The organism is Pseudomonas sp. P5_109 (genome assembly GCF_034009455.1).
In the GTDB taxonomy this organism is placed as follows: Bacteria; Pseudomonadota; Gammaproteobacteria; order Pseudomonadales; family Pseudomonadaceae; genus Aquipseudomonas.
On record NZ_CP125380.1, the window covers coordinates 4,124,230 to 4,151,156 of the forward strand.

Annotated in this window: 23 protein-coding genes and 1 pseudogene; 13 read left to right on the forward strand and 11 right to left on the reverse strand. The window is 60.0% G+C overall.

Features of this window, described 5'->3' with window-relative positions:
* Positions 1-83: 83 nt before the first annotated feature.
* Positions 84-737, forward strand: a complete 654-nt coding sequence (locus QMK54_RS18470) for a hypothetical protein (protein WP_320401074.1) — start codon at positions 84-86, stop codon at positions 735-737.
* 81 nt (positions 738-818) lie between these two features.
* A complete protein-coding gene (locus QMK54_RS18475) occupies positions 819-1,025 on the forward strand; it encodes a co-regulatory protein PtrA N-terminal domain-containing protein (RefSeq protein WP_320401075.1) in 207 nt (68 codons plus the stop codon).
* Positions 1,026-1,179: 154 nt separating this feature from the next.
* Here QMK54_RS18475 and QMK54_RS31225 read toward each other — a convergent pair whose 3' ends face one another.
* From QMK54_RS31225 to QMK54_RS18500, 5 genes are all read right to left on the reverse strand, one after another.
* A complete protein-coding gene (locus tag QMK54_RS31225; RefSeq protein WP_413787340.1) occupies positions 1,180-2,082 on the reverse strand; it encodes a hypothetical protein in 903 nt (300 codons plus the stop codon).
* A gap of 301 nt (positions 2,083-2,383) precedes the next feature.
* Positions 2,384-3,133: a hypothetical protein gene (locus tag QMK54_RS18485; RefSeq protein WP_103392924.1), complete on the reverse strand. Its 750-nt coding sequence runs from the start codon at positions 3,131-3,133 to the stop codon at positions 2,384-2,386.
* 102 nt (positions 3,134-3,235) lie between these two features.
* Positions 3,236-4,858, reverse strand: a complete 1,623-nt coding sequence (locus QMK54_RS18490; RefSeq protein ID WP_320401077.1) for a DUF5666 domain-containing protein — start codon at positions 4,856-4,858, stop codon at positions 3,236-3,238.
* Positions 4,855-5,697, reverse strand: coding sequence for a DUF6502 family protein (locus QMK54_RS18495; RefSeq protein WP_320401078.1), 843 nt, complete (start codon positions 5,695-5,697; stop codon positions 4,855-4,857). The genes QMK54_RS18490 and QMK54_RS18495 overlap by 4 nt, the downstream gene beginning before the upstream one ends.
* A gap of 132 nt (positions 5,698-5,829) precedes the next feature.
* On the reverse strand, positions 5,830-6,582 hold the full coding sequence (locus QMK54_RS18500) for a hypothetical protein (protein WP_413787341.1): 753 nt from the start codon (positions 6,580-6,582) through the stop codon (positions 5,830-5,832).
* A gap of 375 nt (positions 6,583-6,957) precedes the next feature.
* Here QMK54_RS18500 and QMK54_RS18505 point away from each other — a divergent pair, with 375 nt between their 5' ends.
* The 6 genes and pseudogenes from QMK54_RS18505 to QMK54_RS31235 all read left to right on the forward strand — a co-directional run bounded on the left by QMK54_RS18505 (position 6,958) and on the right by QMK54_RS31235 (position 14,270).
* The gene (locus QMK54_RS18505) at positions 6,958-8,124 is read left to right on the forward strand and encodes a 2-aminoethylphosphonate--pyruvate transaminase (protein ID WP_110662075.1); all 1,167 of its coding nucleotides are present in this window, start codon (positions 6,958-6,960) and stop codon (positions 8,122-8,124) included.
* 277 nt (positions 8,125-8,401) lie between these two features.
* Complete coding sequence (locus tag QMK54_RS18510; RefSeq protein ID WP_110662076.1) at positions 8,402-9,745, forward strand: MFS transporter; 1,344 nt, start codon at positions 8,402-8,404, stop codon at positions 9,743-9,745.
* Positions 9,746-9,784: 39 nt separating this feature from the next.
* A complete protein-coding gene (gene phnX / locus QMK54_RS18515; protein WP_110662077.1) occupies positions 9,785-10,612 on the forward strand; it encodes a phosphonoacetaldehyde hydrolase in 828 nt (275 codons plus the stop codon).
* 126 nt (positions 10,613-10,738) lie between these two features.
* A complete protein-coding gene (locus tag QMK54_RS18520) occupies positions 10,739-12,259 on the forward strand; it encodes an aldehyde dehydrogenase family protein (RefSeq protein ID WP_320401079.1) in 1,521 nt (506 codons plus the stop codon).
* A 127-nt stretch (positions 12,260-12,386) separates the two neighbouring features.
* Positions 12,387-13,412, forward strand: a pseudogene (locus tag QMK54_RS31230) (cache domain-containing protein); the annotation flags it as partial.
* Between the two features lie 27 nt (positions 13,413-13,439).
* Complete coding sequence (locus tag QMK54_RS31235) at positions 13,440-14,270, forward strand: methyl-accepting chemotaxis protein (protein WP_413787376.1); 831 nt, start codon at positions 13,440-13,442, stop codon at positions 14,268-14,270.
* Between the two features lie 186 nt (positions 14,271-14,456).
* Here QMK54_RS31235 and QMK54_RS18530 read toward each other — a convergent pair whose 3' ends face one another.
* The 4 genes from QMK54_RS18530 to kynU all read right to left on the reverse strand — a co-directional run bounded on the left by QMK54_RS18530 (position 14,457) and on the right by kynU (position 19,251).
* Positions 14,457-14,888 carry a glycine zipper domain-containing protein gene (locus QMK54_RS18530; protein WP_223588317.1) on the reverse strand — a complete coding sequence of 144 codons (432 nt, stop codon included), beginning with the start codon at positions 14,886-14,888 and terminating at the stop codon, positions 14,457-14,459.
* A 203-nt stretch (positions 14,889-15,091) separates the two neighbouring features.
* Positions 15,092-16,501, reverse strand: coding sequence for an amino acid permease (locus QMK54_RS18535; RefSeq protein WP_223595389.1), 1,410 nt, complete (start codon positions 16,499-16,501; stop codon positions 15,092-15,094).
* An 86-nt stretch (positions 16,502-16,587) separates the two neighbouring features.
* The gene (locus QMK54_RS18540; RefSeq protein ID WP_320401081.1) at positions 16,588-17,901 is read right to left on the reverse strand and encodes an OprD family porin; all 1,314 of its coding nucleotides are present in this window, start codon (positions 17,899-17,901) and stop codon (positions 16,588-16,590) included.
* Positions 17,902-18,000: 99 nt separating this feature from the next.
* Positions 18,001-19,251, reverse strand: a complete 1,251-nt coding sequence (gene kynU, locus QMK54_RS18545; RefSeq protein WP_320401082.1) for a kynureninase — start codon at positions 19,249-19,251, stop codon at positions 18,001-18,003.
* A gap of 186 nt (positions 19,252-19,437) precedes the next feature.
* On the opposite strand from kynU, the gene QMK54_RS18550 reads away from it, so the two are divergent.
* Entirely contained in the window at positions 19,438-19,911 is a 474-nt protein-coding gene (locus QMK54_RS18550; protein ID WP_320401083.1) for an Lrp/AsnC family transcriptional regulator, read from the forward strand.
* 185 nt (positions 19,912-20,096) lie between these two features.
* Here the strand turns inward: QMK54_RS18550 and QMK54_RS18555 are convergent, their stop codons facing one another.
* Positions 20,097-21,104: an AraC family transcriptional regulator gene (locus QMK54_RS18555; RefSeq protein WP_110661016.1), complete on the reverse strand. Its 1,008-nt coding sequence runs from the start codon at positions 21,102-21,104 to the stop codon at positions 20,097-20,099.
* A 374-nt stretch (positions 21,105-21,478) separates the two neighbouring features.
* Between QMK54_RS18555 and antA the strand changes: the two genes are divergently transcribed.
* The 3 genes from antA to antC are packed head-to-tail and all read left to right on the forward strand — an operon-like array spanning position 21,479 to position 24,402.
* Positions 21,479-22,867, forward strand: a complete 1,389-nt coding sequence (gene antA, locus QMK54_RS18560; RefSeq protein ID WP_110661015.1) for an anthranilate 1,2-dioxygenase large subunit — start codon at positions 21,479-21,481, stop codon at positions 22,865-22,867.
* A gap of 2 nt (positions 22,868-22,869) precedes the next feature.
* On the forward strand, positions 22,870-23,361 hold the full coding sequence (gene antB, locus QMK54_RS18565) for an anthranilate 1,2-dioxygenase small subunit (protein ID WP_110661014.1): 492 nt from the start codon (positions 22,870-22,872) through the stop codon (positions 23,359-23,361).
* Between the two features lie 18 nt (positions 23,362-23,379).
* Positions 23,380-24,402, forward strand: a complete 1,023-nt coding sequence (gene antC / locus QMK54_RS18570) for an anthranilate 1,2-dioxygenase electron transfer component AntC (protein ID WP_320401084.1) — start codon at positions 23,380-23,382, stop codon at positions 24,400-24,402.
* Positions 24,403-24,468: 66 nt separating this feature from the next.
* Here the strand turns inward: antC and kynB are convergent, their stop codons facing one another.
* Complete coding sequence (kynB, locus tag QMK54_RS18575) at positions 24,469-25,113, reverse strand: arylformamidase (protein WP_320401085.1); 645 nt, start codon at positions 25,111-25,113, stop codon at positions 24,469-24,471.
* Positions 25,114-25,683: 570 nt separating this feature from the next.
* On the opposite strand from kynB, the gene QMK54_RS18580 reads away from it, so the two are divergent.
* Positions 25,684-26,721 carry an AraC family transcriptional regulator gene (locus tag QMK54_RS18580; protein WP_320401086.1) on the forward strand — a complete coding sequence of 346 codons (1,038 nt, stop codon included), beginning with the start codon at positions 25,684-25,686 and terminating at the stop codon, positions 26,719-26,721.
* Positions 26,722-26,927: the final 206 nt, after the last annotated feature.

The following is a 26,927-nucleotide window of genomic DNA, read 5'->3' on the forward strand; positions in this document are numbered from 1 at the left end:
TCCTGACTGCGGTCAGCAACGGAAAAATCCAATTAAGCCGTGCTGAAGTCATGTTGATCCACTATTAGTACAAAGAGGTAGTCATGGAGCTTGGTATACTGTCTGCGCCAGCCGCGGAATATGTGCGCTTGGGCGTTGTATATTTCCATCTTATCGCCTGCTGTGTGGCAATCGGGCTGGTCTTGACCAGTGATATTGCAATGGTCAAGCAACTCCTGAAGGGAGATGTGTCGGGTCACCAGGATGACGCGCACATGGAAAGCCTTCAAAAAACCGTATCGCTTGCACTTGTAGCGCTCTGGATTACCGGCATTGGTATTATCGGCATCGATTATGCTGGCAAAGGGATGGAGTATTTCCTCAATCCAAAGTTACAAGCCAAGATCGGCATCGTTGTACTGCTGACTTTTAATGGCTTCCTGTTGCATAGCGCTGTATTGCCGGCACTGAAAAAGGCCGGTTCGATACTCAAACTTTCCTTCAACTTGCGCATGCTCGCGCTGTTCTCCGGCGCCCTCTCTGGTGTGTCGTGGTTCTATGCCGCGATGCTCGGTGTTGGTCGCCCATTGGCCTGGAAGTACTCGCTGGTCGAGTTGCTGGCCGCCTATCCAGTGCTCATCGTCGGTGGATTTGGCGCGATGGTACTGCTCACCGCCTGGGCAAAAAACAAAGACGCTGAAGGCCGTATGGAGCAACGCACCTGGGACAGCAGAAACGCTGCCCTGGCTGGATGGTAACGCTAAGCCCGTTCAGCTTTAGCCCACGAATTCGCTGTTAATTGTTTACTAAATCTCACTTTTTCCCTTGAGGATAATCAAATGAAATCCATGAAAGCTCTCTTCGTAATCGCCGCTCTGACCGCTTCTTCCCTGGCCATGGCCACGGGTGGTGGTGACAAGAATTTCAATCGCATGGAGGCGTCCCGCAAAGTCTCGATGGAAGCCTTCCAGGTTGCGCAGAAACAGAAGGCTGAAGCCGCTGTCGCTCAAAGCAAGGCCAAGGCGAGCAATCGCACCAACGGCTAATCGATGTAGCGCGTCCCGGTCGATGTTTCGGACCGCGTAACACGATGGCAAAAAGAAGTCGCAAACCCTGCAGGGTTTGCGACTTTTTTTATACGTCCTTGAAACTGCCAGGACGTTTTCTACGGGTATGCCTGCCGTTGCGTAGCGTGCAGGCCTAGTTCTGTACCTCAGGCACGTCTACATCCGGCGCGTCTGGGGCGTCTGGGGCATCCGCGACATCCTGCCTGGCTGCCCTGGCCTCGGCCTTGGCCGCCTCTCTGGCCGCGTTCGCATCAACTTTGGCGGCGTTCCTGGTTGCATCTGCAGCTGCCCTCGCGGCATCTCTGGCTGCATCTGCGTCTGCCTTCGCGGCATCCCTGGCGGCATCTGCAGCAGCCCTCGCTGCATCTCTGGTCGCATCTGCACCCACTACGCCAGCAGCTCTTGCAGCGTCCCTGGCTGCATCCGCATCAGCCCTGGCGGCGTCCCTGGCTGCATCCGCATCAGCTTTTGCCGCATCCCGGGCGGCATCCGCATCAGCCCTGGCAGCGTCTCTGGCTGCATCTGCATCATTTTTTGCAGCGTCCCTGGCTGCATCCGCGGCATCGTCGTTATTGTTATTGTTGCCACGGGCATTACCTGGGCCTCTGTTCCCCGCCACAGCACCATGGTCAGCGTCGCCGCGCCCCGGGCCGCCATTTCCTGCAGCACCATGATCGCCACCAGCGCCATGATCACCACCAGCACCATGATCGCCTCCAGCACCATGATCGCCTCCAGCACCATGATCGCCTCCAGCACCATGATCGCCTCCAGCGCCATGATCACCACCAGCGCCATGGCCGTTGCCGCCACCGTGGCCGCCTCCGCCGTCACCACCGTGACCGCCACCTCCGGAGCCACCAGAGCCACCGCCACCGCCGTGACCACCACCGCCTCCGCCGCCGCCCCCACCACCGCTGCCGCCATCTTTGGCGTACACGCTGGAGAAGCTACCGATGTAATCAGGTACCAGGACAGTCGAGGCCGACAGGACCCCACCAATTGCCAGAGCCAACAAACATTTCTTGAGAAGCATGATGCACCTCCGCTTGGAGTTGCGCCGTCATCTCCGTATCGAACGCAATGTCCAGTGAGTTCCCGGCCGCCCATTGGAGCGGCCAGCCAACCGGCACGGCCATTAATCTGCAGCAAAATCGAGCAACTGCGCTTTCCGAACGATCCTTCAGAGCCAGTCAGCATCTATGCGTGGGAAATATTCCCACACCTATAGATTAGTTCTGTCAGCCCGTGTGTCAACGACCGAACATCCGGACTCACGCAGACGATGGTCCGGGCCGAGGCGGTGAAACGCATCAGCGCAGGGAACCAGGCGGGTATCAGTAGGTGTGGGTGAAAACCAGCCCAGCCTCGGCATCCGGGCTGGCGTCGGAAAAACCCTTGACGGCATATAACTGAAATTTCCAGTTCTGATTGAGCTTATGCGTGAGGAAGAGGGTCAGTTCCTTGATCTGGTCGCCCGTGGAAACGACCTTCTGCCGCCAGTCGTAGGACACCCCCGCCGAGGTCCGCGCGAACACGGGCATGGCGAGTCCCAGGCCGGCGAATATCGGGTTGTCGAAGTCGGAGCCCGACGGGTCGCCGAATTTTTTCCAGCCCAGGGTGGCGAAACCGGTCACCCGGCCGAAGGCCTTGGCGACATCGACCTGGGCGGAATAGTCGGTTTTGCCGGTGCCCAGGCACTTGTCTTCGTCGGCGGTGGGCAACTTGACCTTGCCGATCAGGTCCACGAACAGCCCGCCAATATTGCCGTCAAGCACGGCATAGTCGGCACCGGCGACCGTGTCGCCCAAACCGCTTTCCACCTTGTCGCAACCGCCGGGCAACGGCTCACCATCAGGGCCGACCGAAGGATTGGTGATGCGCAGCCAGGGCACGGTTAGCTTGTAGGTCATGGGACCGGTTTCGTATTTCCCCACCAGCGGGACATACCAGGTTTCGGAGGTAGTGCCAGTGCCATAATCGCCCCGGGAGTAGTCGGTTCCGATCGAGGTCGAGAAGGTATCGGCCAGCGCCGGCAGGGCCAGGCTGGCAAGCCAACCGACGAGCAGGATGCGCTTGGGGTCCATGTTCACCTCGTGTCTTGCGTCATCGAAGTTCACACGCATGCTTTGTTGCGTGACTTACACAGCCTAGTGACTTATGGCAAAAGTGCATCATCCCCGCACTGTTTAACCCGACCTGCCAGAGTGATCGACTTTTTCAACTTTCTCGACCTTTTCGACTTTTTCTACCTTCTCGACTTTTTCTGGTCGCTCAACTTTCTCGACTTTCTCCGGGCGTTCGACCTTTTCAACCTTCTCCGGGCGTTCGACTTTTTCGACTTTCTCCACCCTCTCTACTTTTTCGACCTTCTCGACCTTCTCGACCTTTTCCACTTTCTCGACTTTGCCGGATTGGTCGACCTTCTCGACACGCTCTGACTTGCCGGAGTTGTCCACGTTCACCCGTTCTATCTGGTCGCCACCGCCATGACTGTCATTGCCCCCGTGGCGAGTATCCTCGACACCGCTGCCTTCGCTCCCGGAGCGGCCGCTCCTGTCACTGCCCGAGTTCCCCGAGTTGCCGGAATCCCCCGAGTTGCCAGAGCTATTGGAGCCGCTCGAGTCGCCCGAATTGCCCGAGCCACTTGAGTCGTCCGTATTTTGCTCGCTGCCTCGAACTCGCCCGTGCTGGTTGCTGGCTGGCGAATCGGAGCGCTCGCGGGGCAATTCGATACGCGTGGCCGTTACGTCACGTGCGCCACTGAACACGCCGATGACCCGCACGCGTCGATCCAGCCCCAGCTCCGAAGGCTGCACACCGACAAACGTGGTGTCGCGCGCCAGTGTCACGTTAAAGCCACCCACCACCAGGCGGTGGTCCTGCCGACCCTGTACCAGACCCTCGATCACCGCATTGTGTGCCCGGCCAATGAAGGGCAGGCTCGGGTCGGGGCGACTTTGGCTGACGTCCAGCTCGCGGCCGGACCACTGGCCGCGCACCAGCATTTCCTGGGCCGGACCTGGGTGATTGCTGAGTTTGAGGCCCTGCAGATAACCGCTGCGATCCACCGGACCGATGGCACTGGCCTCCTTGAGGCCGGGCGCCCGGTCGATGCGACTGGCCACCACTTCACCACGGGCATCGCGCAGCCCGCTGACCCGCACGGGATCACCCGCACGCAGGCCGGTAGCGACTTGAGCACCGCTGGCCAGACGCACCGGTTGCCCCATGACACGCATGGGCAAGGAGTCTCGAGGCAAGGCTGTCAAAGGGCCTTCGTAGACGTGCAGGATCGAAATGCGCCCGGCTTCCAGACCGCGCGTGGAATTGAACGCTTGCACGGCAACCACTTGGCCGACTGCCAGCTGGGTGCTGGTGGCGGCAATGCCGTTCTCGCTGACTGGGACGTTTTTGTTGAAGTGCACTTCCACGCCATTGACGCAGATCGAGGCGAACCCGGTGATGGTGCCGACAATGCCAGTGCCACCGATCCCGCCGTTGTCATTGCTGATGCCCGTGCCACCCACGCCGCCTGCAACGGCACCAGTGCCGCCAATGCCGCCGGGGCGTTTTTTCAGCGGCGCACCGGTACCGCCCACACCGCCGTTGTCGGTGCTGATGCCGGTACCGCCCATGCCACCAGGCGCCGCGCCCGTACCGCCAGTGCCACCCGGAGCCTGGATGACCGGCACTTCAATGGTGCCCACGTCATTCTCGCTCACGCAGCCTGGGGCGGCTTGCAACACAATCGCAAACCCCAGGCCCATAACGAGGGCAACTGCGCGAATCAGGTGCAGATTGATGGTCATGGCTTGGGAGCCGTCGGTAAGTCGGGATCGGAAGCTTCAGTGTAGAAGTACAGGCCGACCGTGATGCGCTGGCGCGACTCAAGGCTGGGCAGATCGCGGAATTCCAGCTCGGCGGCGAGTCGATTGAAGCTCAACAGGGCCTGCATCCCCTCGCTGGCAACGGCCTCGCGCAACGCCTCGACGCTCATCGGGGACAGTGCGTCATAGTGGACGCTGCGTTCAAAAAAGGCCGGCCCCTCGCTGCTCAGGTTGTGTACCGCAGCGCAGGCATGATCGTGCAGGTTATGCCCCAGGTAAGCCGCTTTCTCATCGAAGCCCTTTTGCGGCACGAAGGCCTGGGCTTCGAGGTGCACGCACTCTTGTTCATCAAGGCGCACGACCCCCAGGCGCAACCACTCATCCAGGACCACCCGCGCCCTGATGTCCGTGCTGACCTTCGCCACTAGGGCATCAAAGGAACGGTCGCCGCCGACACTGGCCAATCGAGGCAGCGGCAGTGGCTGGCCAGCGTCGTTGCAGAAAGGTGCGCTGGTCCAGGCATTGACCAGTTGCGCACCGAAGGTGATGTTTTCCGGAAGCGTGGAAGAAGCGGGGTCGCTGCTGTTGCGCAAACGCCGTACATCCTTGCGGTGCACGCCGGTGAGCAGGCTGATGCGGCTGTCGGTCGGTGCCTTGTCGTCCAGACGGAACTCACGGTCCGCCACATCGACAAAAACCTCCTTGAGCAGATCGGCAAACACCAGATAGGTGACGCCTTTGCGCAGCATCAGGCGCACCAGCGGCCGCATGACATGCCGCAGGGCTTTGAGGACGGAGATGGGCAGCGTGGACGATTGCATTCAGCGAATTCCTGGATAGATAACCCAAGTATAGCCATGTGGGAATTAATCCCATGAGCCCACGCGCGTATTTTTTGCGGTGCCTCATACAAAACCGCTCCCCCGGGTTTTGTATGAGGTCGTCAGGCCGCTTCAGGTCCGGCTGTTGTCGTCGCCAGGTTCGCCGCCAGCATGGACGCCATTGTCGTCACCCGGCTCACCACCAGCATGGACGCCATTGTCGTCACCCGGCTCACCGCCGACATGGACGCCATTGTCGTCACCCGGCTCACCACCGACATGAACGCCATGATCGTCACCCGGCTCACCGCCGACATGGACGCCATGATCGTCACCTGGCTCGCCACCGACGTGAACGCCATGGTCGTCACCCGGTTCTGCATGGGTACCACTGCGACCGGAGTTCGAGTTTCCAGAGCTGGCATGGCCTGAATTCCCATTGCCACTGCCATGGTCGCTGCCGCTATGGCCACTGTTGCCGCCATTCCCACTGTTGCCACCGCCACCACTGTTGCCGCCATTGCCACCGCTGTTACCACCGTGGCCTCCACTACCGCTGCCGCCACCGCTGTTACCACCGTGGCCGCCACTACCGCTACCGCCACCGCCACCGCCGTTACCGCCGTTACCGCCGTGGCTTCCACCACCGCCACCGCCGTTGCCACCACCACCGCCACCACCGTTACCGCCACCACCGCCACCGCCGTTGCCGCCACCACCGCCACCGCCGTTGCCACCACCACCACCACCACCACCACCACCATCCTTGGCATAGGCACTGGAGTCATGGGAAATGGAATCCGGGACCAAAACGACGGAAGCCGAGAGGACGCCACCGATTGCCAGCGCCAGTAAACCTTTTTTGAACAGCAGGTAAGTATTCATCGTGCATTCTCCTGGAGATTGACCGCGAACCGTGTCAACGCGATTCGCGTTGCAATCCGAAGGCGGCATGGGAGCAAGCTTTACGATTATCCTTAATCATCTACGTGGGAAATTTTCCCACCCAGTGAAAGCTAGCCCTTTCTGGCGTCAGGTCAACCTGCACAGGAGAAAGGCGACCGACGGTGCACACACCAGCGGCTCGGGCACCACCAGAAGGGCTGGAGGGGCGTTACCCGTCAGTGCAGCTATAGACGACAAGCCCATAAGCTCAGCTTATTTATGACATGTGATTAATCGATTTCAATTATTTTTCTTTAAGTGATTTTATTGCGCCATGCATCACTCCCCACAAAAACAACATCGCCGGAGAAGATCATGACCAAAGCTGAATTTCCCACCACCCATGCCCTGGCAACACCCGCCCTGGGTGAACCCTACCTGCTGACACCAGGCCCACTGACCACGTCCAAGGCTACCAAGGAAGCGATGCTGCGCGATTGGGGTTCATGGGACGTTTCTTTCAACCAGGTGACCGCTGAAGTTCGCCAGCATCTGCTGAGCATGGCCGGCGTCGAGGATGACAGCTTCGCCTGCGTGCCATTGCAAGGCAGCGGCAGTTACTCGGTGGAGGCTGCGTTGGCCACTGCCATCCCTAGAGACGGCAAGGCTCTGGTGCTGATGAACGGCGCTTATGGCCAGCGTGCCACCAAGACCCTGGAATACCTGGGGCGTGACTTCATCACCCTCGACAAGGGCGATTACCTGCCCCCGCAACCCGAGGAAGTGGACGCCTTGCTCAAGGCCAACCCCGACGTCACCAATGTCTTTCTCGTTCATTGCGAAACCAGCTCCGGCATCCTCAACCCATTGCGCGAAATCGCCGATGTGGTGAAGGCGCATGGCAAGAGTTTGATCATTGACGCCATGAGCTCTTTCGGCGCCGTGCCGCTGACCATCGACGACATCGCTTTTGACGTGGTGGTGTCATCGGCCAACAAATGCATCGAGGGCATTCCAGGCTTTGGCTTCGTGATCATCCGCCGCTCTGTAATAGAAGCCGCCAAGGGTCGCGCCAATTCGCTGAGCCTCGATATCTACGAGCAATGGACCTACATGGAGCGCACCGGCCAATGGCGCTTCACGCCTCCGACCCATAGCGTGGTGGCGTTTCACAAGGCATTGGAACAACACAGCGCAGAAGGCGGTGTGCACGGCCGTTTGGCACGCTACACGCGCAACCGCGATGTCCTGGTCTCAGGCATGCGCGAGCTGGGTTTCAAGACCCTGCTGGAAGATCGTTGGCTGTCGCCGATCATCACCACGTTCTTCAGTCCGGAACATCCGAATTTCGAGTTCAAGCGTTTCTACGATGAGCTCAAAGCCCGTCAGTTCATCATCTACCCGGGCAAATTGACGGTAGCCGACAGTTTCCGCATCGGCTGCATCGGCCAGATCGACGAACACATCGTCCACCAATTGCTGCGCGCCATCGCCGACAGCCTTCTGGCGATGAACGTCGACATGCAAAAGCCGGCAGCCTGATCGACCCCTTTAAAGGTCCCGGCCGATTCGAGCACAGGTGCAATGGGTAGCACCTTTGGGCGGGGATCTTTTTTTAAACAATGGATGCGGTGACTTATCGCTCGGCAGTGCCGGGCAGGAGTCAGCGATCACAGCAATTCATTAATTCATGAAGCCTGATGCCATCCACACGGCCATCCAGACGATGGCGTGTGCGTGGACAGGTCTTCTGCACCAAAAACAAAAACAAAAACCAATTAATTGCGCTGTCTGGCACCTCATACGGGATCAGAACTCCATGAACAAGAACACCACAAGTCCTCTCGCGACCGGGTGGAAATCGTTGCAGCGTTGGCGCCTGCAGATATTCCTCATCACCTGGTTCGCCTATGCCGCGTTCTACTTCACCCGCAAGGCGTTTTCCGTGGCCAAGCTGGGTATTGGCGAGGACCCGAATTTCATGCTCGAAAAGGCCATGATGGCCAACCTCGATGCGCTCTACCTGACCGCTTACGCCGTGGGCCAGTTTCTCTGGGGCAATTTTGCCGACCGCTTCGGACCGAGGGTCGTGGTGCTCAGCGGCCTGGTCATCTCGGCGCTGGCGGCGCTGCTCATGGGCACCTATGCCACGCTGCCGATATTCGTCTCCTGCATGCTGGTCCAGGGTCTTGCCCAATCCACCGGCTGGTCGGGCCTGTGCAAGAACGTTGGCAGCTTCTTCAGTACCGGCGAACGTGGCCGCGTGATGGGTTACTGGTGTACCTGCTACGCATTCGGCGGGCTGGTCGCCACCCCATTTGCCGGCTGGTGGGCCTATAGCGCATACCACGACTGGCGTCTGGCATTCATCAGCAGCGCGGTGGTCGTGCTGGTGGTGGCGCTGTTGTTCTTCTGGTTGCAGCGCAACCGGCCGGAGGATGTCGGCCTGCCTCCCGTCGAGATCGAAATCGAGCCTGTCAGCAATGTCGTCGTCCCGCGTGAAAGCCTGTGGGCCGGTCTGCGCACCGTGATGAAAAACCGCACCGTGCTGGTGCTCGGTCTTGCCTACTTCATGCTCAAGCCCGCGCGCTATGCAATCCTGTTGTGGGGCCCGGTGATTATCTACGAGCGCATGCCCGAGATCGGCAAAGTGGCCTCCGCCATCGTCCCTACGGCGTTTGAACTGGCAGGCCTGGTGGGTCCCATCCTCATCGGTTTCGCATCGGACAAGTACTTCGGCGCGCGTCGTATCCCGGCCTGCGTGCTGAGCCTGGTTGTCCTGACCATCTCCCTGGGGCTGTTCGTTCCCGCCATGCAGAGCGGCAGTCTTTACATGGTGGTCGGCCTGCTGTTCATGATGGGCATGACCCTCTACGGCCCGGACTCGATGATCAGCGGCTCGGCTGCCATTGATTTCGGCAGCAAGGACGGCGCGGCCTCCTCCGCGGGCTTCGTCAATGGCTGCGGCTCGATAGGCGCGATCCTCGGCGGCTTGTTGCCAGGTTACTTCGACACCATCACCGTGTTCCTGGTCTTCACCGGCGCTGCGCTCCTGGCCAGCTTGATGCTGGTGCCCTTCTGGAACAGCCGCCCGAAAACACTGGAAACCAAGTCGGTCGACTCGCTGGCGATACAGCCGGTCATCGTCGGCACCACTTCCTGAACCCGAACGTCCAACCTCCCCATCACTGGAGCAATCACCATGCACTACCAACAACCTGATCAACTGCAAGCCGTGGTACTGGACTGGGCAGGCACCGTCGTGGACTTTGGCTCCTTCGCCCCGACGCAGATTTTTGTCGAAGCCTTTGCCGAGTTCGGCGTTGCGGTCTCTCTGGAAGAAGCCCGTGGGCCGATGGGCATGGGCAAGTGGGACCACATCCGCACGCTGTGCAACGAGCCGCAGATCGCCGAGCGCTATCACGCAGCCTTTGGTCGCCTGCCGACGGACGAGGATGTCACCGCCCTCTACGAACGCTTCATGCCGCTGCAGATCGAGAAGATCGCCTTGCACTCAGCGCTGATTCCCGGCGCGTTGGAAGCCATCGAGACCGTGCGTGACAAGGGCCTGAAAATCGGTTCCTGCTCGGGTTACCCGGCCGTGGTCATGGAGAAGGTCGTGGAACTGGCGCGCAAGAACGGTTACGTCACCGATCATGTGGTTGCCACCGACGAAGTGCCCAACGGCCGGCCACATCCTGCGCAAGCCCTGGCTAACGTGATTGCCCTGGGCATCAGTGACGTCGCGGCTTGCGTCAAGGTCGACGACACCTGGCCGGGCATCCTCGAAGGCCGCAGCGCGGGCATGTGGACGGTCGCACTGACCTGCTCCGGCAACGCACTGGGCCTGACCTACGAGGAGTTCAAGGACTTGTCCCTGGAGGAGCTGGCCGAAGAGCGCACACGCATCATCAAGATGTTCAAGGACTCGCGCCCGCACTACCTGATCGACACCATCGTCGATTTGCCGGCCGTCATTGACGACATCAATGCCCGTCTGGCGCGCGGCGAAACTCCGCAGGGCTGCTGACAGGTTCCAGCTATCGCTGGCCGCCGAAAAAGCGGCCAGCGACAGCTGGACTACGGCCCTTCTGCATTGCATGGCATCGATACGGGCCTGCGCCTGTTCAACCGATAACAACAAGAGAACCTCATCATGATCTATGCCCATCCTGGCACTCCCGGTGCCGTCGTTTCCTTCAAGTCCCGCTACGGCAACTACATCGGCGGTGAGTTCGTCGCACCGGTCAATGGTCAATACTTCACTACAACTTCTCCCGTGAATGGCCAACCGATTGCCGAATTCCCCCGCTCTAGCGCCGAAGACATCGACAAGGCGCTGGACGCTGCCCATGCAGCCGCTGATGCCTGGGGCAAGACCTCGGTGCAGGACCGCGCCTTGGCGCTGCTGAAAATTGCCGACCGCATCGAACAGAACCTCGAACTGCTGGCGATCACCGAATCCTGGGACAACGGCAAGGCCGTGCGTGAGACCCTTAACGCCGACATCCCGCTGGCGGCCGACCACTTCCGCTACTACGCCGGTTGCATCCGTGCCCAGGAAGGCAGCTCAGCGGAAATCAACGAACACACCGCCGCCTATCACTTCCATGAACCACTGGGCGTAGTCGGGCAGATCATCCCGTGGAACTTCCCGATCCTGATGGCCGCCTGGAAACTCGCCCCGGCCCTGGCCGCCGGTAACTGCGTGGTGCTCAAGCCTGCCGAGCAAACCCCGCTGGGCATCACCGTGCTGGTCGAACTGATCGGCGACCTGCTGCCACCCGGCGTGCTGAACATCGTCCAGGGTTTCGGTCGCGAAGCCGGCGAAGCCCTGGCCACCAGCAAACGCATCGCCAAGATCGCCTTCACCGGCTCGACCCCGGTCGGCTCGCACATCATGAAATGCGCCGCCGAAAACATCATCCCGTCCACCGTGGAGCTGGGTGGTAAGTCACCGAACATCTTCTTCGAAGACATCATGAAGGCCGAACCGTCCTTCATCGAAAAAGCCGCTGAAGGCCTGGTGCTGGCGTTCTTCAACCAGGGCGAAGTCTGCACCTGCCCATCTCGCGCGCTGGTGCAGGAGTCGATCTACGACGAATTCATGCAAGTGGTGATGAAGAAGGTCCTGCAAATCAAACGTGGCGACCCGCTCGACACCGACACCATGGTCGGCGCCCAGGCGTCCGAGCAGCAATTCGACAAGATTCTTTCGTACCTGGAAATCGCCAAGGGCGAAGGCGCCGAGCTGCTGACCGGCGGCAAGGTGGAAAAGCTCGAGGGCAACCTGGCGAGCGGCTATTACATCCAGCCGACCCTGCTCAAGGGCACCAACAAGATGCGCGTGTTCCAGGAAGAAATCTTCGGCCCGGTGGTGAGCATCACCACCTTCAAGGACGAAGCCGAAGCCCTGGCCATCGCCAACGACACCGAGTTCGGCCTCGGTGCCGGCCTCTGGACCCGCGACATCAACCGCGCCTACCGCATGGGCCGCGCCATCAAGGCCGGTCGTGTGTGGACCAACTGCTACCACCTGTACCCGGCGCACGCCGCGTTCGGCGGGTACAAGAAGTCCGGCGTCGGCCGTGAAACCCACAAGATGATGCTCGACCACTATCAGCAGACCAAAAACCTGCTGGTGAGCTACGACATCAATCCGCTGGGCTTCTTCTAATCGCGTAACGGCTATTCGCCAGCAAGCCGGCTCCTACAGGATCACGCAAAACCTGTAGGAGCTGGCTTGCCAGCGATGACGGTCTCAAAACACAAAAAAATCACCTTCCCGCCGCGCGGAGCTGTCGATGAAAATCCGTTACAAGGTAAGCCTTGTGGCTGCTTGTGTGCTGTTCGTGACGACCAGTCTGCTGTCGCTGGTCCAGGTCAGTCAGGTCCGTTCTATTTTGCGCACGCAAGTCGAGGAAGGTATCTCCGAATCGAGCAATGCAGTGGCGCGACAGATCGAAAACTGGCTGAACGGCAAACTTCGCCTGATGGATCTGGCCGCCCAGGCGATCGACCGTCAGTACAGTGCGCAAGCGACCCAAAGAGTCATCGACTCGCCCGTTTTGAAAGATGAATTCAAGCTGGTTTTCGGCGCGCTCGAATCCGACGGAAAACCCATCAAGAACACGGCATCGTGGAATCCGAAACCCGATTATGACGGTCGCACCCGCCCTTGGTACGCGACCGGCAAGGCAGGCAGCCAGGCTGTTTTGACCGAACCCTACAAGGACTCCACCACCGGTGAAATCCTGATCTCCGCGGTTGCCCGGATCAGCGATGCGGGTCAATTGCTCGGGGTGTTTGGCGGTGACATCCGCCTGACTTCGGTTGCCGACGCCATCAATACGCTGGATTTCGGCGGGGCCGGTTATGCGTTTCTGCTGAGTAAAAGCGGCAACATCATTTCCCACCCGAACGCCGAACTGAACGGCAAGCCCTACAGTCAGCTTTTCGCTGGAAACGCCCTTGCGCTCGACAGCCGGCTTCAGGAAGTCAGTGGCGATGGAAAGTCCCTGCTGGTTTCCTTCATCCCCCTCACCGATCTCAGGGGCATGGACTGGTACATCGGCGTCGTACTGGATCAGGACATCGTCATGGCCGCAGCCCATACCCTGACCTGGCGAGCCGTCATCGGTACCGGCCTGGGCGTGTTGCTCAGCCTGCTGGTGTTGGGGCTGCTGGTCAGGCGATTGCTCCGGCCTCTGGATCAACTCAAGGAATCGCTGGCAGACATCAACCGCGGAGAAGGCGACCTGACCCGCCAGTTGCCAGTGACCGGCAGCGATGAAGTGGCGCTGGTCGCCGGGGAATTCAACCAGTTCCTGCACAACCTCAAGGCACTCATTGGCGATGTGAAAAGCAGCTCGCACCAGGTTCGCGAGAGCACCACCGCGACGTCATTTGAAGCGGATCAGGCAGCCAGCCGCGTACAGATTCAATTGCAGGAACTGGATCAACTCGCCACGGCCATGACCGAGATGGCCTCGACAGCGGAGGATGTGGCACGCAACGCTCAGGCCGCGGCCGAGGCGGCGATCGTTGCCACCGGGCAAGCAACGGACGGAGTCGCCCTGGTCTCCAGGTCAACGGGGGCCATCAAGCGTCTGGCTGACGAGATGGACGACACCGGTCATGCGATCAATGAATTGTCCACGCTCAGTCAAAGCATCGAATCGATCGTGGCGGTCATCACCAGCATCGCCGACCAGACCAACCTTCTCGCGCTCAACGCGGCCATCGAAGCAGCACGCGCCGGTGAATCGGGACGGGGCTTTGCCGTGGTTGCCGACGAGGTGCGCTCGCTGGCCTCGCGGACCCAGCAATCCACTCAGGAAATACGCCTGATGATTGAGCAACTGCAGACGGGGGTCAAACACGCCCAAGTGCGAATGCAGCAAAGCCGCGACACTGCCAGCAAGACGGCAGGCGATGCCGATGCGGCCAATGCAACGCTCGAACGCATACGTGAAGCCATTTACCGCATCAATGACATGAACCTGCAGATTGCCGCCGCCGCTGAAGAACAGAGCGCCACGACCGAGGAAATCAATCGCAATACGAGCAACATCCGCGATATCAGCCTGGAGGTGTCCGGCAGTGCCGAGAAGCAGGTCCGCCAATGCTCAGTGATGGGGGACCATGTAGGCCAGCAAGACAGGCTTCTCAGCCGCTTCAGAATCTGAATCCGGCACCACGGTCACTTGTAGGAGCCGGCTTGTCGGGTCGCCGCATCGTGGCGATGGACTCAAGTGCACCGCGTTTATTCAGTTCACACGCGTTATCGTTAACGACCATCGCCAGCAAGCCGGCTCCTACAAGGGACCGTGACCAGTGAAAGTTCCAAAAATGCCCCGTCACGGCGCCCGGGATCAGTCGTGATGTTTGTGTTTATGTTTGTTCTTGTATTTGTTCTTATGCTTGTAGTCGGAGTCGTGGTGGTCGTCGTCATCGGCCAGATTATTGCCGACAGCACCCCCTGCCGCGCCGCCCAGCCCGGCGCCGATCAGACCACCGGTGGAACCACCGACACTGTTGCCGATGACCTGACCACCCGCCGCACCGAGACCGCCGCCAATCGCCGTCTCGGTCTTCTTGCCACTCTTCGCGGTCATTGCGCCCCCGGCCGCGCCACCCACGCCGGCTCCGATCGCAGCGCCAGTACTGCCTCCCATAGCCTGACCGACCACGCTTCCGAGGGCGCCGCCGAGACCGCCACCGATCGCCGTGTTGGTGGTTTCGCCAGCGAGGGAGTACTGCGATACAAGCAGACTTAATGCAATGACAGTGAATGACTTACGCATCAGACAGACCTTTGGAAATAAACGAGAGCAGAAAAGTCTGTTGCTACCAGGCACTCAGGTCAACAGATATTCGGCCGCGCATTAATCTGGATCAACCGATCAGTGAGTAGCAGGACCGCTTATCGATCAACTGCCCTACCCGCCCTACCCTCGGCGCCCCCCCGAAAACCAAGAAGCCCCGCCATGGCGGAGCCCCCTTCAGGCTAGAGCTTGGGCTGCGCACTCAGCACCGCAACCGCCCTGGTTTTCCTGAAGAAAATGCCATAGACAATCGACAGCACCAACAGGAACGGCACGCCGAACACCAGGGTCATCTTGAAGGCTTCGGTGAAGTAGGTCGTGATCATCACCGCCCCCATCAGGACCAACCCCAGCAGTGTGCTGAAGGGAAACAGACGCATGCGGAACGACAGTTTGCGGTTGCCATTACGCTGGTGATAACGACGGAAACAGTAGTGCGTGAGGAAGATCATGAACCAGGTAAAGATCGCGCCGAACATAGAGATCGCCATCATCAGGGTGAACGAGCTCTCCGGGTACAGGATGTTGAGCAAGGTCGCCAGGGCGATACCTGAACTGGAGAGCAACAGTGCGTTCAACGGGATCCCGGTCTTGCTCAGCACCCCCATGGATTTTGGCGCATAGCCGGCACGCGACAGGCTGAACATCATGCGCGTGGTGATGTACAACTGGCTGTTCATCGCTGACAACGCGGCAATCAGGATCACGAAATTCATCACGCCGGTGGCGCCTGGAATGCCGATGGCTTGCATCACCGTGACGAACGGACTCTGGGCATGACCGGCCTGGACCCACGGCACGATCGCCAGCATCAACGCCAGGGTCAGCAGGTAGAACACCACCAATCGCACGATAGTCCCGCGAAAGGCTTTTTTCACCGCTTGCTCCGGGTCCTTCGCCTCACCGGCGGCCACCGCAATCATCTCCACGCTCAGGTAGCTGAAGATCGACACGATCACCGCTACCCACATCCCTTGCAGGCCATTGGGGAAGAAGCCACCGTGAGCCGTGTAATTGTGCACGCCGTATTCCGGGTTGCCGGAACCGAACACCACGTACACCGCCAGGATGATGAAACCGACAATCGCGCCGATCTTGATGGTCGAGAACCAGTACTCGAAGGTGCCGAAGGTCTTCACGCTGATGGCATTGAGCACGATCAACACGCTGGAGAACGAGACGATCCAGATCCACTCCGGCACGTTGGCAAACCAGTACTTCATGTACATCGCCACCGCCGTCACTTCCGTACCGACCGCGAGCACAATCGCCGCCCAATAGGCATAGCGCACCAGGAACCCGGCCAGCGGGCTGACATAAAACTCGGCGTAGGCACCGAACGAACCCGAGGTCGAATGGGCCACGGTCATTTCCGCCAGGCAGCCCATCAGCAGCAAGGTGATGATTGCGCCAATCCCATAGCTGAGCAGCACGCTCGGCCCGGCATAACCGATGGCATAGGCGCTGCCCATGAACAGCCCGGTGCCAATCGCACCACCAATGGCGATCATGCTCATCTGCCCCGACGTCAGCTGACGCCGCAGGCCGTGTTCACGGTTGGATATCGTTTCGAAACCGGCGTTGTCGGTCATTTGTATGTCCTCTGGATGTTGTCTTTCTTGAAGAGCACGTTGTTGTTTTTTGCCGTGGGGATCAGCCACGCACAGCAGGACACGGATCAGAAAATACTCAGTGGATACTCGATGATGACGCGCACTTCGTTGTTGTCGGTGGTGTCGGCGCGGGCGACTTGCGCGGTGGAACGCACACTGGCCTGGCGTATGCGCACCGACAGGTCCCTGGCCTTGCCCGATTGCACGACGTAGCGCGCTTCGATGTCGCGCTCCCAGCGCTTGCCGTCATCGCCATAACGCCCATAGGCACCATTGGGCCCACCGTCGTAATGACTGTCGTCGATGTGGTCGCCACTGACGTAGCGCGACATGAAGCTCAGGCCCGGGATGCCGAACGGCGCCATGTCCAGGTCATAACGCAGTTGCCAGGAGCGTTCGTTGGGGGCGTTGAAGTCGAGGACCTGAATCGAGTTGGCGAGAAAGATCGACGTGCCTGGCTGCTGGTCGAAGCCGAGGTAATCGAACGGTTCGTCGCCATCGACCCGCTGGTACGCCAGGGTCAGGCGATGGGCACCGAAGGTGTACGCGGTGGACAGCGACCAGGTGGTGTTGTCGATCTTGCCGGCCAGGCTGTCGCCGCTGTCGTTGGTGCGGTAGAGATTGAAATCCAGGTTCAGCGACTGGCCTTCGCCCAGTGCAAAGGTGTAGTTGGCGTTGCCGTAGTACTGCCGCCAGATGTCGGTGAACTGCGAGCCGTAGAGGCTGACACTCAACTGATCGCTCAGCGCATAGCTGCCGCCCAGGTAATCGACACTGCGGGTTTCCACACCGGCGTACAGCGCTTTGAGCGCGCCATCGGCATTGGTCGAGTTATTGTCGTTGCCGGCGGTGAAGTGGCCGATGTCCAGTTTCAATGCCTCGAGCTCATTGCTGGTCAGCTGAAAGCCGGTGGCGACACTGGTGAACAGTCGCGCATTGCCGGTGCCGAACACCGGATTGAGCGGTGTCAGGTTGCCGTACTTGAGCTCGGTCCGGGAAATCCGCGCCTTCACCGCACCACCGGCTTCGGAATACTCATCCTCGGGATTGCCAGCGGAATCGACCGGCAGCAAACCCGTGCCCGTGCGGCCCTTGCCACTGTCGAGCTTGATGCCCAACTGCGCATAGGCATCGACCCCGAACCCCAGCGTTCCCTCGGTGTAGCCGGAGCGGTAATCGAGCATGATCCCGTGGGCCCACTCGTCCCGATAGTTCTGGCCGCCCGGGTTGTTGAGGTTGTTGCGGTAGAAATAAAAGTTGCGGTTGGTCAGGGTCAGGCTGCTGTCTTCGACAAACCCGTTGTCAGTGGCGGCATAGGCCATTTGCCCAAGACAACTGGAAATGGCGAGCGGCAAGGCAGGCCAGAGGGACGGTTTCATTCTGCGTGCTCCTTATTATTGTGTTTGCAGAACTGGTGTATGGGCGAGCGAAAGCCCGCCGCGGGAAAAACCCGCGGCTGGACCGGCACGCCGCAAGGTTCAGGTCACGCTGTGGCGAACTTGATATCGCGCTTGCGACCAGGTGTTCTGGTCGAGGATCTCGCCGAGAATCTGCACGGCATCCCAGACTTCGGTGAAGGTCGTGTACAGCGGGGTGAAACCGAAACGCATGATGCGCGGCTCGCGGTAGTCACCGATCACGCCACGGTCGATCAGGGCCTGGATCACCGCATAACCTTCGGGGTGTTCGAAGCTGACGTGACTGCCACGCCTGGCGTGCTCACGCGGCGTGACCAGTGTCAGTTCGTGAGTCGCGCTACGCTGCTCGACCAACTCGATGAACAGGTCGGTCAGCGCCAGGGATTTGCGCCGCAGGCTGGCCATGTCGGTCTGGGCGAACACGTCCAGGCCACACTCGACCATCGCCAACGAGGTGATCGGCTGGGTGCCGCACAGGTAGCGCGCGATGCCGCTGCTCGGCTCGTAATGCGACTCCATGGCGAACTGTCGCGAATGGCCGAACCAGCCGGACAGTGGCTGCGGCACCAGATCGCACAACTGCGGCGACACCCAGACAAAGGCCTGCGAGCCCGGCCCGCCGTTGAGGTACTTGTAGGTGCAGCCGATCGCGTAGTCGGCACCCGCCTGATGCAGGTCGACCGGTACCGCGCCCGCTGAGTGGGCCAGGTCCCAGATGGCCAGCGCGCCACATTCGTGGGTCAGCGCGGTCAGGGCCTGCATGTCGTGCATGTAGCCGGTCTTGTAGTTGACGTGGGTGAGCATGACCACCGCCGTGTCCTGGTCAATCGCTTGCGGCAACTGTTCAGGACTGTCGACCAGGCGCAGGGTGTAACCCTGTTGCAGCATTTGCGCGAGGCCTTCGGCGATGTACAGGTCAGTCGGGAAATTGCTCGATTCGCTGACGATCACCCGCCGCTGCGGCGACCTGCTGGCCTGTACGCGCAAGGCAGCGCTGAGCACTTTGAACAGGTTGATCGAGGTGGTATCGGTCACCACGACTTCACCGTCCCCTGCCCCGATCAAGCCCGCCAAGCGGTTGCCCAGACGCTCGGACAACTCGCGCCAGCCTGCACTGTTCCAGCTGCGGATCAAGCCATTGCCCCACTCCTCGGCGACCACCGCTTGAGCCCGCGCCAACGCGGCGACCGGCCGCGCGCCCAGGGAGTTGCCATCGAGATAGATAACGCCTTCAGGGAGCGCAAATTGCTGACGCAGGTGCGCCAGCGTGTCCTGGGCATCAAGCGCCAGACAATCGTTTCTTGTGGTCATTGGGTGTCCTGTTTTTTGTTATGCGGCGCCCTCCGGGCGCCTTGAATCAAGGCCATTCGCTTGCCTTTCGATGGAGAGATAATGAACGAACCTTTGCAGAATTTTCGTGCAAAGTGCGCAGCGTTATAGTAGTTATCTCGCAGATTATTCGAATCAAAGCCCAATAAACGCGGATTTATTCAAACCATGAATCTTGACTCCACAGACCTGCGAATCCTGTATCAATTGCAACAGGATGGCCGTATCAGCAATCAGGAATTGGCCGAGAAAGTCGCTTTGTCACCGTCGGCTTGCCTGCGCCGGTTGCGCCTGCTGGAAAGCGAAGGAATCATCACCGGCTATCGCGCGGTGCTGAACGCCGAGCGGCTGGGCATTGAACTGGAAGCCATCGTTCATGTGTCGCTGCGACAGGACGTCGAGGACTGGCACGAGACCTTCATCAAGAAGGTCCAGCAGTGGCCGGAAGTGGTCACCGCGTATGTCGTCACCGGGGCGAGCAACTATGTGTTGCGGGTCCAGGCCCGCAACCTCAAGCACTTCTCGGATTTCATCGTCAACCACCTCAACCGCACCGCCGGCGTCACCGATATACGTTCGGAAATCGTCCTGCAAAAGATCAAGGAGCGCGAGGAATTGCTGGATCTGGTGGTACGCAAATAACGCCGTTGGCGCCCAATGCTGCTCACTCAAGAGCATCTTGAGCCAGTGAGAACCTGTGGCGAGGGAGCTTGCTCCCGCTGGGGCGCGAAGCGGCCCTAAAAATGGGACTGCTGCGCAGTCCAACGGGAGCAAGCTCCCTCGCCACAGGCTGCTTATTGTTTGCCCTATATCTTAAGTGAACAGCATTACCGCAGGCGCCGGGCTTCGTTGCGCTGTAAGGTCATGCTCGGGGTTTCGTCGAACAGCTTGCGGTACTCGGTGGAAAAACGCCCCAGGTGCATGAACCCCCAGCCCATGGCTATCCCGGAAATATTGCGTGCCGAGCCGTGCTCGAGAATCTCCTGGCGCACGGCGTTCAAGCGGTACTTTTTCAGGTAGACCATCGGCGACATGGCGAAGTACTTCTTGAACGCATCGAACAGCTTGAAGCGCGAAACGCCGGCAGCGGCCTCGATGTCCTCCAGGTGCAACGCTTCGCGGGCATTGTCGTGGATGTACTGTCGAGCCCTGATCAGGTAGTGCGGCAACTTCACACCCAGCGCATCCCGCAACTCCTGCGAGTAGTTGTTGGGCTGGGCGAGGATCAAGCCTTTGATCAGCGAGCTTTCGATGTCCCGGGTGAAGGCCACCTGTTCGAAGAGTTCGCTGCTGCGTTCCAGCTCGTCGATGAAATAACGCGCCATGCGCCACCACGACGCCGATGCGCCATCGATCGCATCCATCACCGGCTCGAAGCGCAGCGGTACGTCCAACGGCCGTTGCAACATCCCCTCCAGCGCTTCGCTCATGGCGCTGCGGGTAATCACCACCTGAACCTTGCGACAGTCACCGGAGATCGCCAGCAGCTGGTTTTCATTGGGCGAAACGATCACCCCTTGATCGCGGTCGGACCTGATCACGCTGCCATCCTTGCTCAGCTCCTGCTGGCCCACCAGCGGCAAGCTCAGGCTGTAGCTGCTGAAGTGCTCGGCGTCTTCGATATCGATGGTGACATCGGTCCCGTATTCGATAGTACCCAGGGTGGTGGCCATTGATTTGAACATGTTGGCGCTGTGATGAAAGCGGATCCGTTCGGGGGTCGCGCTCACCAGTCGATGGGGTCCGCAGATACCGGACATCCAGCTTCTGGCAGCCTCGAGGTCATCGCTGTCGACACGAATGTCGCGAAACTGCGGATCAACTTTGCTACTCATCACGGTGCACTCACAGGCAATATTTTCGGCGCGCTCTGACGGCGCGTACCAGGCTGGAAAGGAGCAACTTCCACGCCATAAAACACCGGCGCCCACTTAACGGATAGTGATCGGCAACTATGCGGATAAGGCATGGCTGGCGCAGCCGGAAAAACACTCGATGCGCACTCGACGCATTGCAAAACAGTATCCGATTGGCGCATTCAGGTGCAGCCGTTTATCACCTGGTGCGCAATTTGTGTCATCGCTGCCCAACAGGCTGTTACCTGCCCCCCAACTTTACGGACTGCCTTCGCCAACTTATCGGATAGACCGCCACCCGCCCCGCTTCTCTAATGAGCACACCGATTAGCCCAATAAAAAAGGTGCACACCATGAGTGGCGAAAAAAACGTCGAGCAGTGGAAAACGTTTATCCAGGGCTGCCTGGATTTCCGCCCGGCAGAAGGTGTATTTCGCATCGCCCGGGACATCTTCACCGAGCCGCAGCTGTTCGACCTGGAGATGGAACTGATCTTCGAGAAGAACTGGATCTACGCCTGCCACGAAAGCGAGCTGGCCAACAACCACGACTTCGTGACCATGCGCGCCGGTCGCCAGCCGATGATCATCACCCGCGACGGTGACGGCCAACTCAATGCACTGATCAATGCCTGCCAGCATCGCGGCACGACGCTGACCCGCGTCGGCAAGGGCAATCAGTCGACCTTCACCTGTCCCTTCCATGCCTGGTGCTACAAAAGCGATGGTCGCCTGGTCAAGGTCAAGGCCCCTGGCGAGTACCCGGAAGGCTTCGACAAAGCCACGCGCGGCCTGAAAAAAGCGCGCATCCAGAGCTACAAGGGCTTCGTGTTCATCAGCCTGGATGTGCACGCGGACAACAGCCTGGAAGACTTCCTCGGCGATGCCCGGGTGTTCTTCGACATGATGGTCGCCCAGTCGCCGACCGGTGAGCTGGAGGTACTGCCCGGCAAGTCGGCCTACACCTACGACGGCAACTGGAAGCTGCAGAACGAAAACGGCCTCGATGGTTACCACGTCAGCACGGTGCACTATAACTACGTGGCCACGGTGCAACATCGCCAGCAGGTCAACAGCGAGAACGGCAGCGCCGCCAGCGGCACCCTCGACTACAGCAAACTCGGCGCCGGCGACGCCAATACCGATGACGGCTGGTTCGCCTTCAACAATGGCCACAGCCTGCTGTTCAGCGACATGCCCAACCCTTCGGTACGCTCCGGCTACGCAACGATCATGCCGCGCCTGATCGAAGCACACGGCCAGCAAAAGGCCGAGTGGATGATGCATCGCCTGCGCAACCTGAACATCTATCCGAGCCTGTTTTTCCTCGATCAAATCAGCTCGCAACTGCGCATCATCCGCCCGGTGGCGTGGAACAAGACCGAAATCGTCAGCCAATGCATCGGCGTCAAGGGCGAGTCCGATGCCGACCGCGAAAACCGCATTCGCCAGTTCGAAGACTTTTTCAACGTCTCGGGCCTGGGCACGCCGGATGACCTGGTGGAATTCCGGGAGGCCCAGCGCGGTTTCCAGGCACGCCTGGAGCGCTGGAGCGATATTTCCCGCGGCAGTCACCGCTGGGCCACTGGCGCCACGCCCAACAGCGAAGCGATCGGCATTGCCCCGGCCATGACCGGCACCGAATTCACCCACGAAGGGCTTTACGTCAACCAGCACCGCAACTGGCAGCAATTCCTGCTCGACGGCCTGGACGCCAAATCCCTGAAACTCCGTGAGGTGTAATGATGAATGCGCAATTGCAGTATCAGATCGAACAGTTTTTCTATCGCAAATCCGAACTGTGCGACGCCCAGGACTGGGACGCCTACCTCCAGTTGTTCGCCGGGCACAGCGAGTTCCACTTGCCGCAATGGGACTCCGAACACGTCCATACCCGCGACCCCAAGCGCGAAATGTCACTGATCTATTACCCCAATCGTTCGGGCCTGGAAGACCGCGTGTTCCGCCTGCGCACCGGCAAGTCCGCCTCCTCGACGCCGATGCCGCGCACCTTGCACCAGATCAACAACGTGCGCATCGGCGAGCTTGCAAATGGCGAGCTGGAGGTGCGGCTGAACTGGCAAACCTTGTACTACCGCCTGGCGACGTCCGAGCAGTTCTTTGGCCGCGCGACCTATCACCTCAAGCCCCACGCCGATAGCTGGTTGATCACCCGCAAGCATGTGCTGCTGCTCAACGACACCATCAACTCGGTGCTCGATTTCTACCACCTCTGAATCCAAGGAGACCGGGGCATGAACCATAAGGTCGCGTTCAGTTTTGCCGACGGCAAAACGCTGTTCTTTCCCGTACAACCCAACGAAATCCTGCTCGACGCAGCCCTGCGCAACGGCATCAACATTCCCCTGGATTGCCGCGAAGGCGTCTGCGGAACCTGCCAGGGACGCTGCGAGTCGGGCGAGTACAGCCAGGACTATGTGGATGAGGAAGCCCTCTCCAGCCAGGACCTGCAACAACGCAAGATGCTCACCTGCCAGACCCGGGTCAAATCCGACGCGGCGTTCTATTTCGACTTCGCCTCCAGCCTGTGCAATGCCGCCGGCCCCGATCAACTCACGGCAACGGTCAGCGCCGTCAAACAGGTGTCGGACAGCACGGCGATCCTGCATCTGGACCTGGGTCAGGTCGGGCAATCCCTGGATTTCCTGCCCGGGCAGTACGCCCGGCTGCTGATTCCGGGTACCGGGAACAAACGCTCCTACTCGTTCGCCAATCGGCCGAGCGCCAGCAATCAGCTGCAGTTCCTGATTCGCCTGCTGCCCAATGGGGTAATGAGCAACTACATCCGCGAACGCTGCCAGGTGGGCGACCAGATCGCCCTGGAGGCACCGCTGGGGGCTTTCTATCTGCGCCACGTCAGCAGGCCGCTGATCCTGGTGGCCGGTGGCACCGGTCTTTCGGCATTGCTGGGCATGCTCGACGAACTGGCGGAGCGCGGCTGCGAGCAACCCGTGCATTTGTACTACGGTGTGCGCGAGGCGGCCGACCTGTGCGAACAGGCGCGCATCCAGGCCTATGCGCAACGCATCCCGGGGTTTCGCTACACCGAGGTGATCAGCGATCCGTCGCCGCACTGGACTGGCAAGCGCGGCTACATTGCCGAGCACTTCGACGCCGCTGAACTGCGCGATGGCGAGGTCGATATGTACGTCTGCGGGCCACCGCCGATGGTGGAGTCGATCAAGACCTGGCTACAGGCCCAGGCACCGGACAGCGTGCACCTGTACTACGAAAAATTCACCGAGAGCAATACCTGACAGCCCTCACTCGACCGGAACGCCTGGCAGGCGTTCCGGTCGGGTGTGCTGAATGGGTTACCCGCGTTACGACCTGCTCAGCGGCCGCAGAATCGCCCTGACCGGACTCGCGTCCAGATGCGCAAACCGCAGCGGCAAGGCGATCAACTCATAATCGCCTTCCGGGACCTCGTCCAGCACGATGCCTTCAAGGATCGCCATGTGGTGGCGGGCCACGGCGCCGTGTGAATCCAGGGTCTTGGATTGCTGCGGATCCAGTGACGGCGTATCAATGCCAATCAAGCGCACACCAAGGCTCGCCAGCAAATCGATGGTTTCCCTGGCAACCGCGGTAAAACCCGAATCCCAGGCTGTCTGCGGCGCTTGTCGATAGGTTCGCAGCAGCACACGCTCGGGCACATCGTGCAAACGTCCTTGCAGTTGCCCGGGCTGCACCAGCTCGCCGCTGTCCAGGCAATGCAGAACGCGGCAAGGCCCGATATAGACGTCCAACGCCACCTCGCCAATCGGCGCGCCGTCGGCGCTGTAATGCAGCGGCGCATCGACGTGGGCGCCGGTATGCGGCGACAGCGTGATGCGCCCGACATTCACCGGACACTCGGGACCGTAAGTCCAGACGCGTTCCTCCTGAAAAGGCGTGTCACCTGGCCAGGTCGGCGTTTCGGTACTCAGGAACGGGCTGATATCCCACAACGTTGTATTTTTTGTCATCGCCAATGCTCGCCGTTTTTTCCGAGTGAAATGATACGAGCGGCAGCGGTGAAGATTCGTGCAAAAACCGTGGGAAAGCCCGTGGGATTTCGCACAAACCGCCATGTATGGGTGGGATTTCGGCAGGAAATTTCAAAACGCTTTGCCACTTCTTTGAGCGTGGATTGTCGACGTCCTCGATTGTCCTGACGATATGCATACCGTCCATCTCCAGAAATTCCGGTCTGGCAGGCAAGACTGCGCCGGGCGTGGGCATTATTCAGTTTTGTCCTGGTCCCGCCTCTGCGTCCCAAAATGCCAAGAAACTGTTCCTCTGTGCCCATAACCTCGAGCCCGGGATACCTACTATGAGGCCATCAAGCAACGGATCCACGGTTTGTACGCAAAACATGGTGCCGAGCAGACCTTTTGGCGCCCAGTTGCCCCGTGAAGAGCGTCTGGCGATAGCCCTGAAGACTCCCGCCGCTGAACATCCGGTTGTGCTTGTCCATCCTGAGGTAACCCTGACGGGGTGTGCTGCACTAAGCTTCTCAGGACCCAATCTGGTCAATCCGGGACACGAGGGTAAGCATGTACACCTTGACGCGAAGCGCCAGCCTTACCAGCTATGAGCAAGTGGCCCGTTCAGTGGGGCTCGACCCTTTTCGCATGCTGCGCATGGCCAAGCTGCCGGCCAGTGTCCTCGACGACCCGAACATAATGATCAGTAGCGATTCGTTAGGCTGGCTACTGGAGGAGTCCGCCCACCTGTCCGGCCAGGAGGCCTTCGGCCTGCTGCTCGCGGAAAAGCGCCAGCTGTCCAATTTTGGCATGCTGGCGCTGCTTATCCGCGAAGAACCCACACTGCGGGCAGCCTTGCAGGCTTGCTTGCGCTATGCGCGACTGCATAACGCCGGCGTGCAGTTGTGGCTTGAGGATGCAGGCGACCTGACTTTGCTGCAGGTGGGTGTGAACATGCAGGGCCATCATGGCGTCTGGCGCCAGGCGATAGAACAGGCCACCGGTATCATGTTGCGCACGTTGAGCATTCTGAGCGGCCATACTTTCCGGCCGGTCAGGGTCTGTTTCACCCATGAAGGCCCTGCCAGCCTGGAGGTGCACCACCGCGTGCTGGGAACAGCCATCGAGTTTTCCCAGGAGCTCAACGCCATCGTTTGCCGCGCACGCGATCTCGATATGGCAATCCCTGAAGCAGACCCGGCGCTGCATCGCGAAGTGAAGCGGTCGCTGGACATGCTGCTGGCCAACCTGCGCGATGAGCCGACGCAGCGGGTGCGTCAGATCGTCAAGATGCTGTTGCCAAGCGGTCTGTGTTCGGTCGATGGCGTGGCCCAGCATCTTGGCGTGCATCGACGCACGCTCAACCGGCACCTGGCGATCGAGGGTGAGAGTGTCTCGACGATCATCAATGCTGTACGCGCCGAACTCGCCGAAGAGTACCTGGCTAACCGCAAGCGCCGATTGTATGAGGTCGCCGAACTCCTCGGCTTCTCTTCTGCCGGTGACTTCTCACGCTGGTTCCGCAGCCGTTTTGGCAAGACACCCTCGGCCTGGGCCGTCGCCTATCGAGAGAGCAAGGCGGCAGTCGAACCTGTCTCGCCTCAATAAATAGAAAAACAGGTTCGAAGACGCTCAGTCTGCTGGTGTCCCAATACGCGAAGATTTTGTCCCCCAATGCGCATCGCCTCACTCTCCTGCCACCTACCATAGGCCCGCAGCCTCTCCTCCATGGGAAGGCGCTAGCAACATCTCTCCATCCTCTCGCTCAATACATCGTCGATGAAAAATGCAACACCGCCATCGGCCGAGGGAAA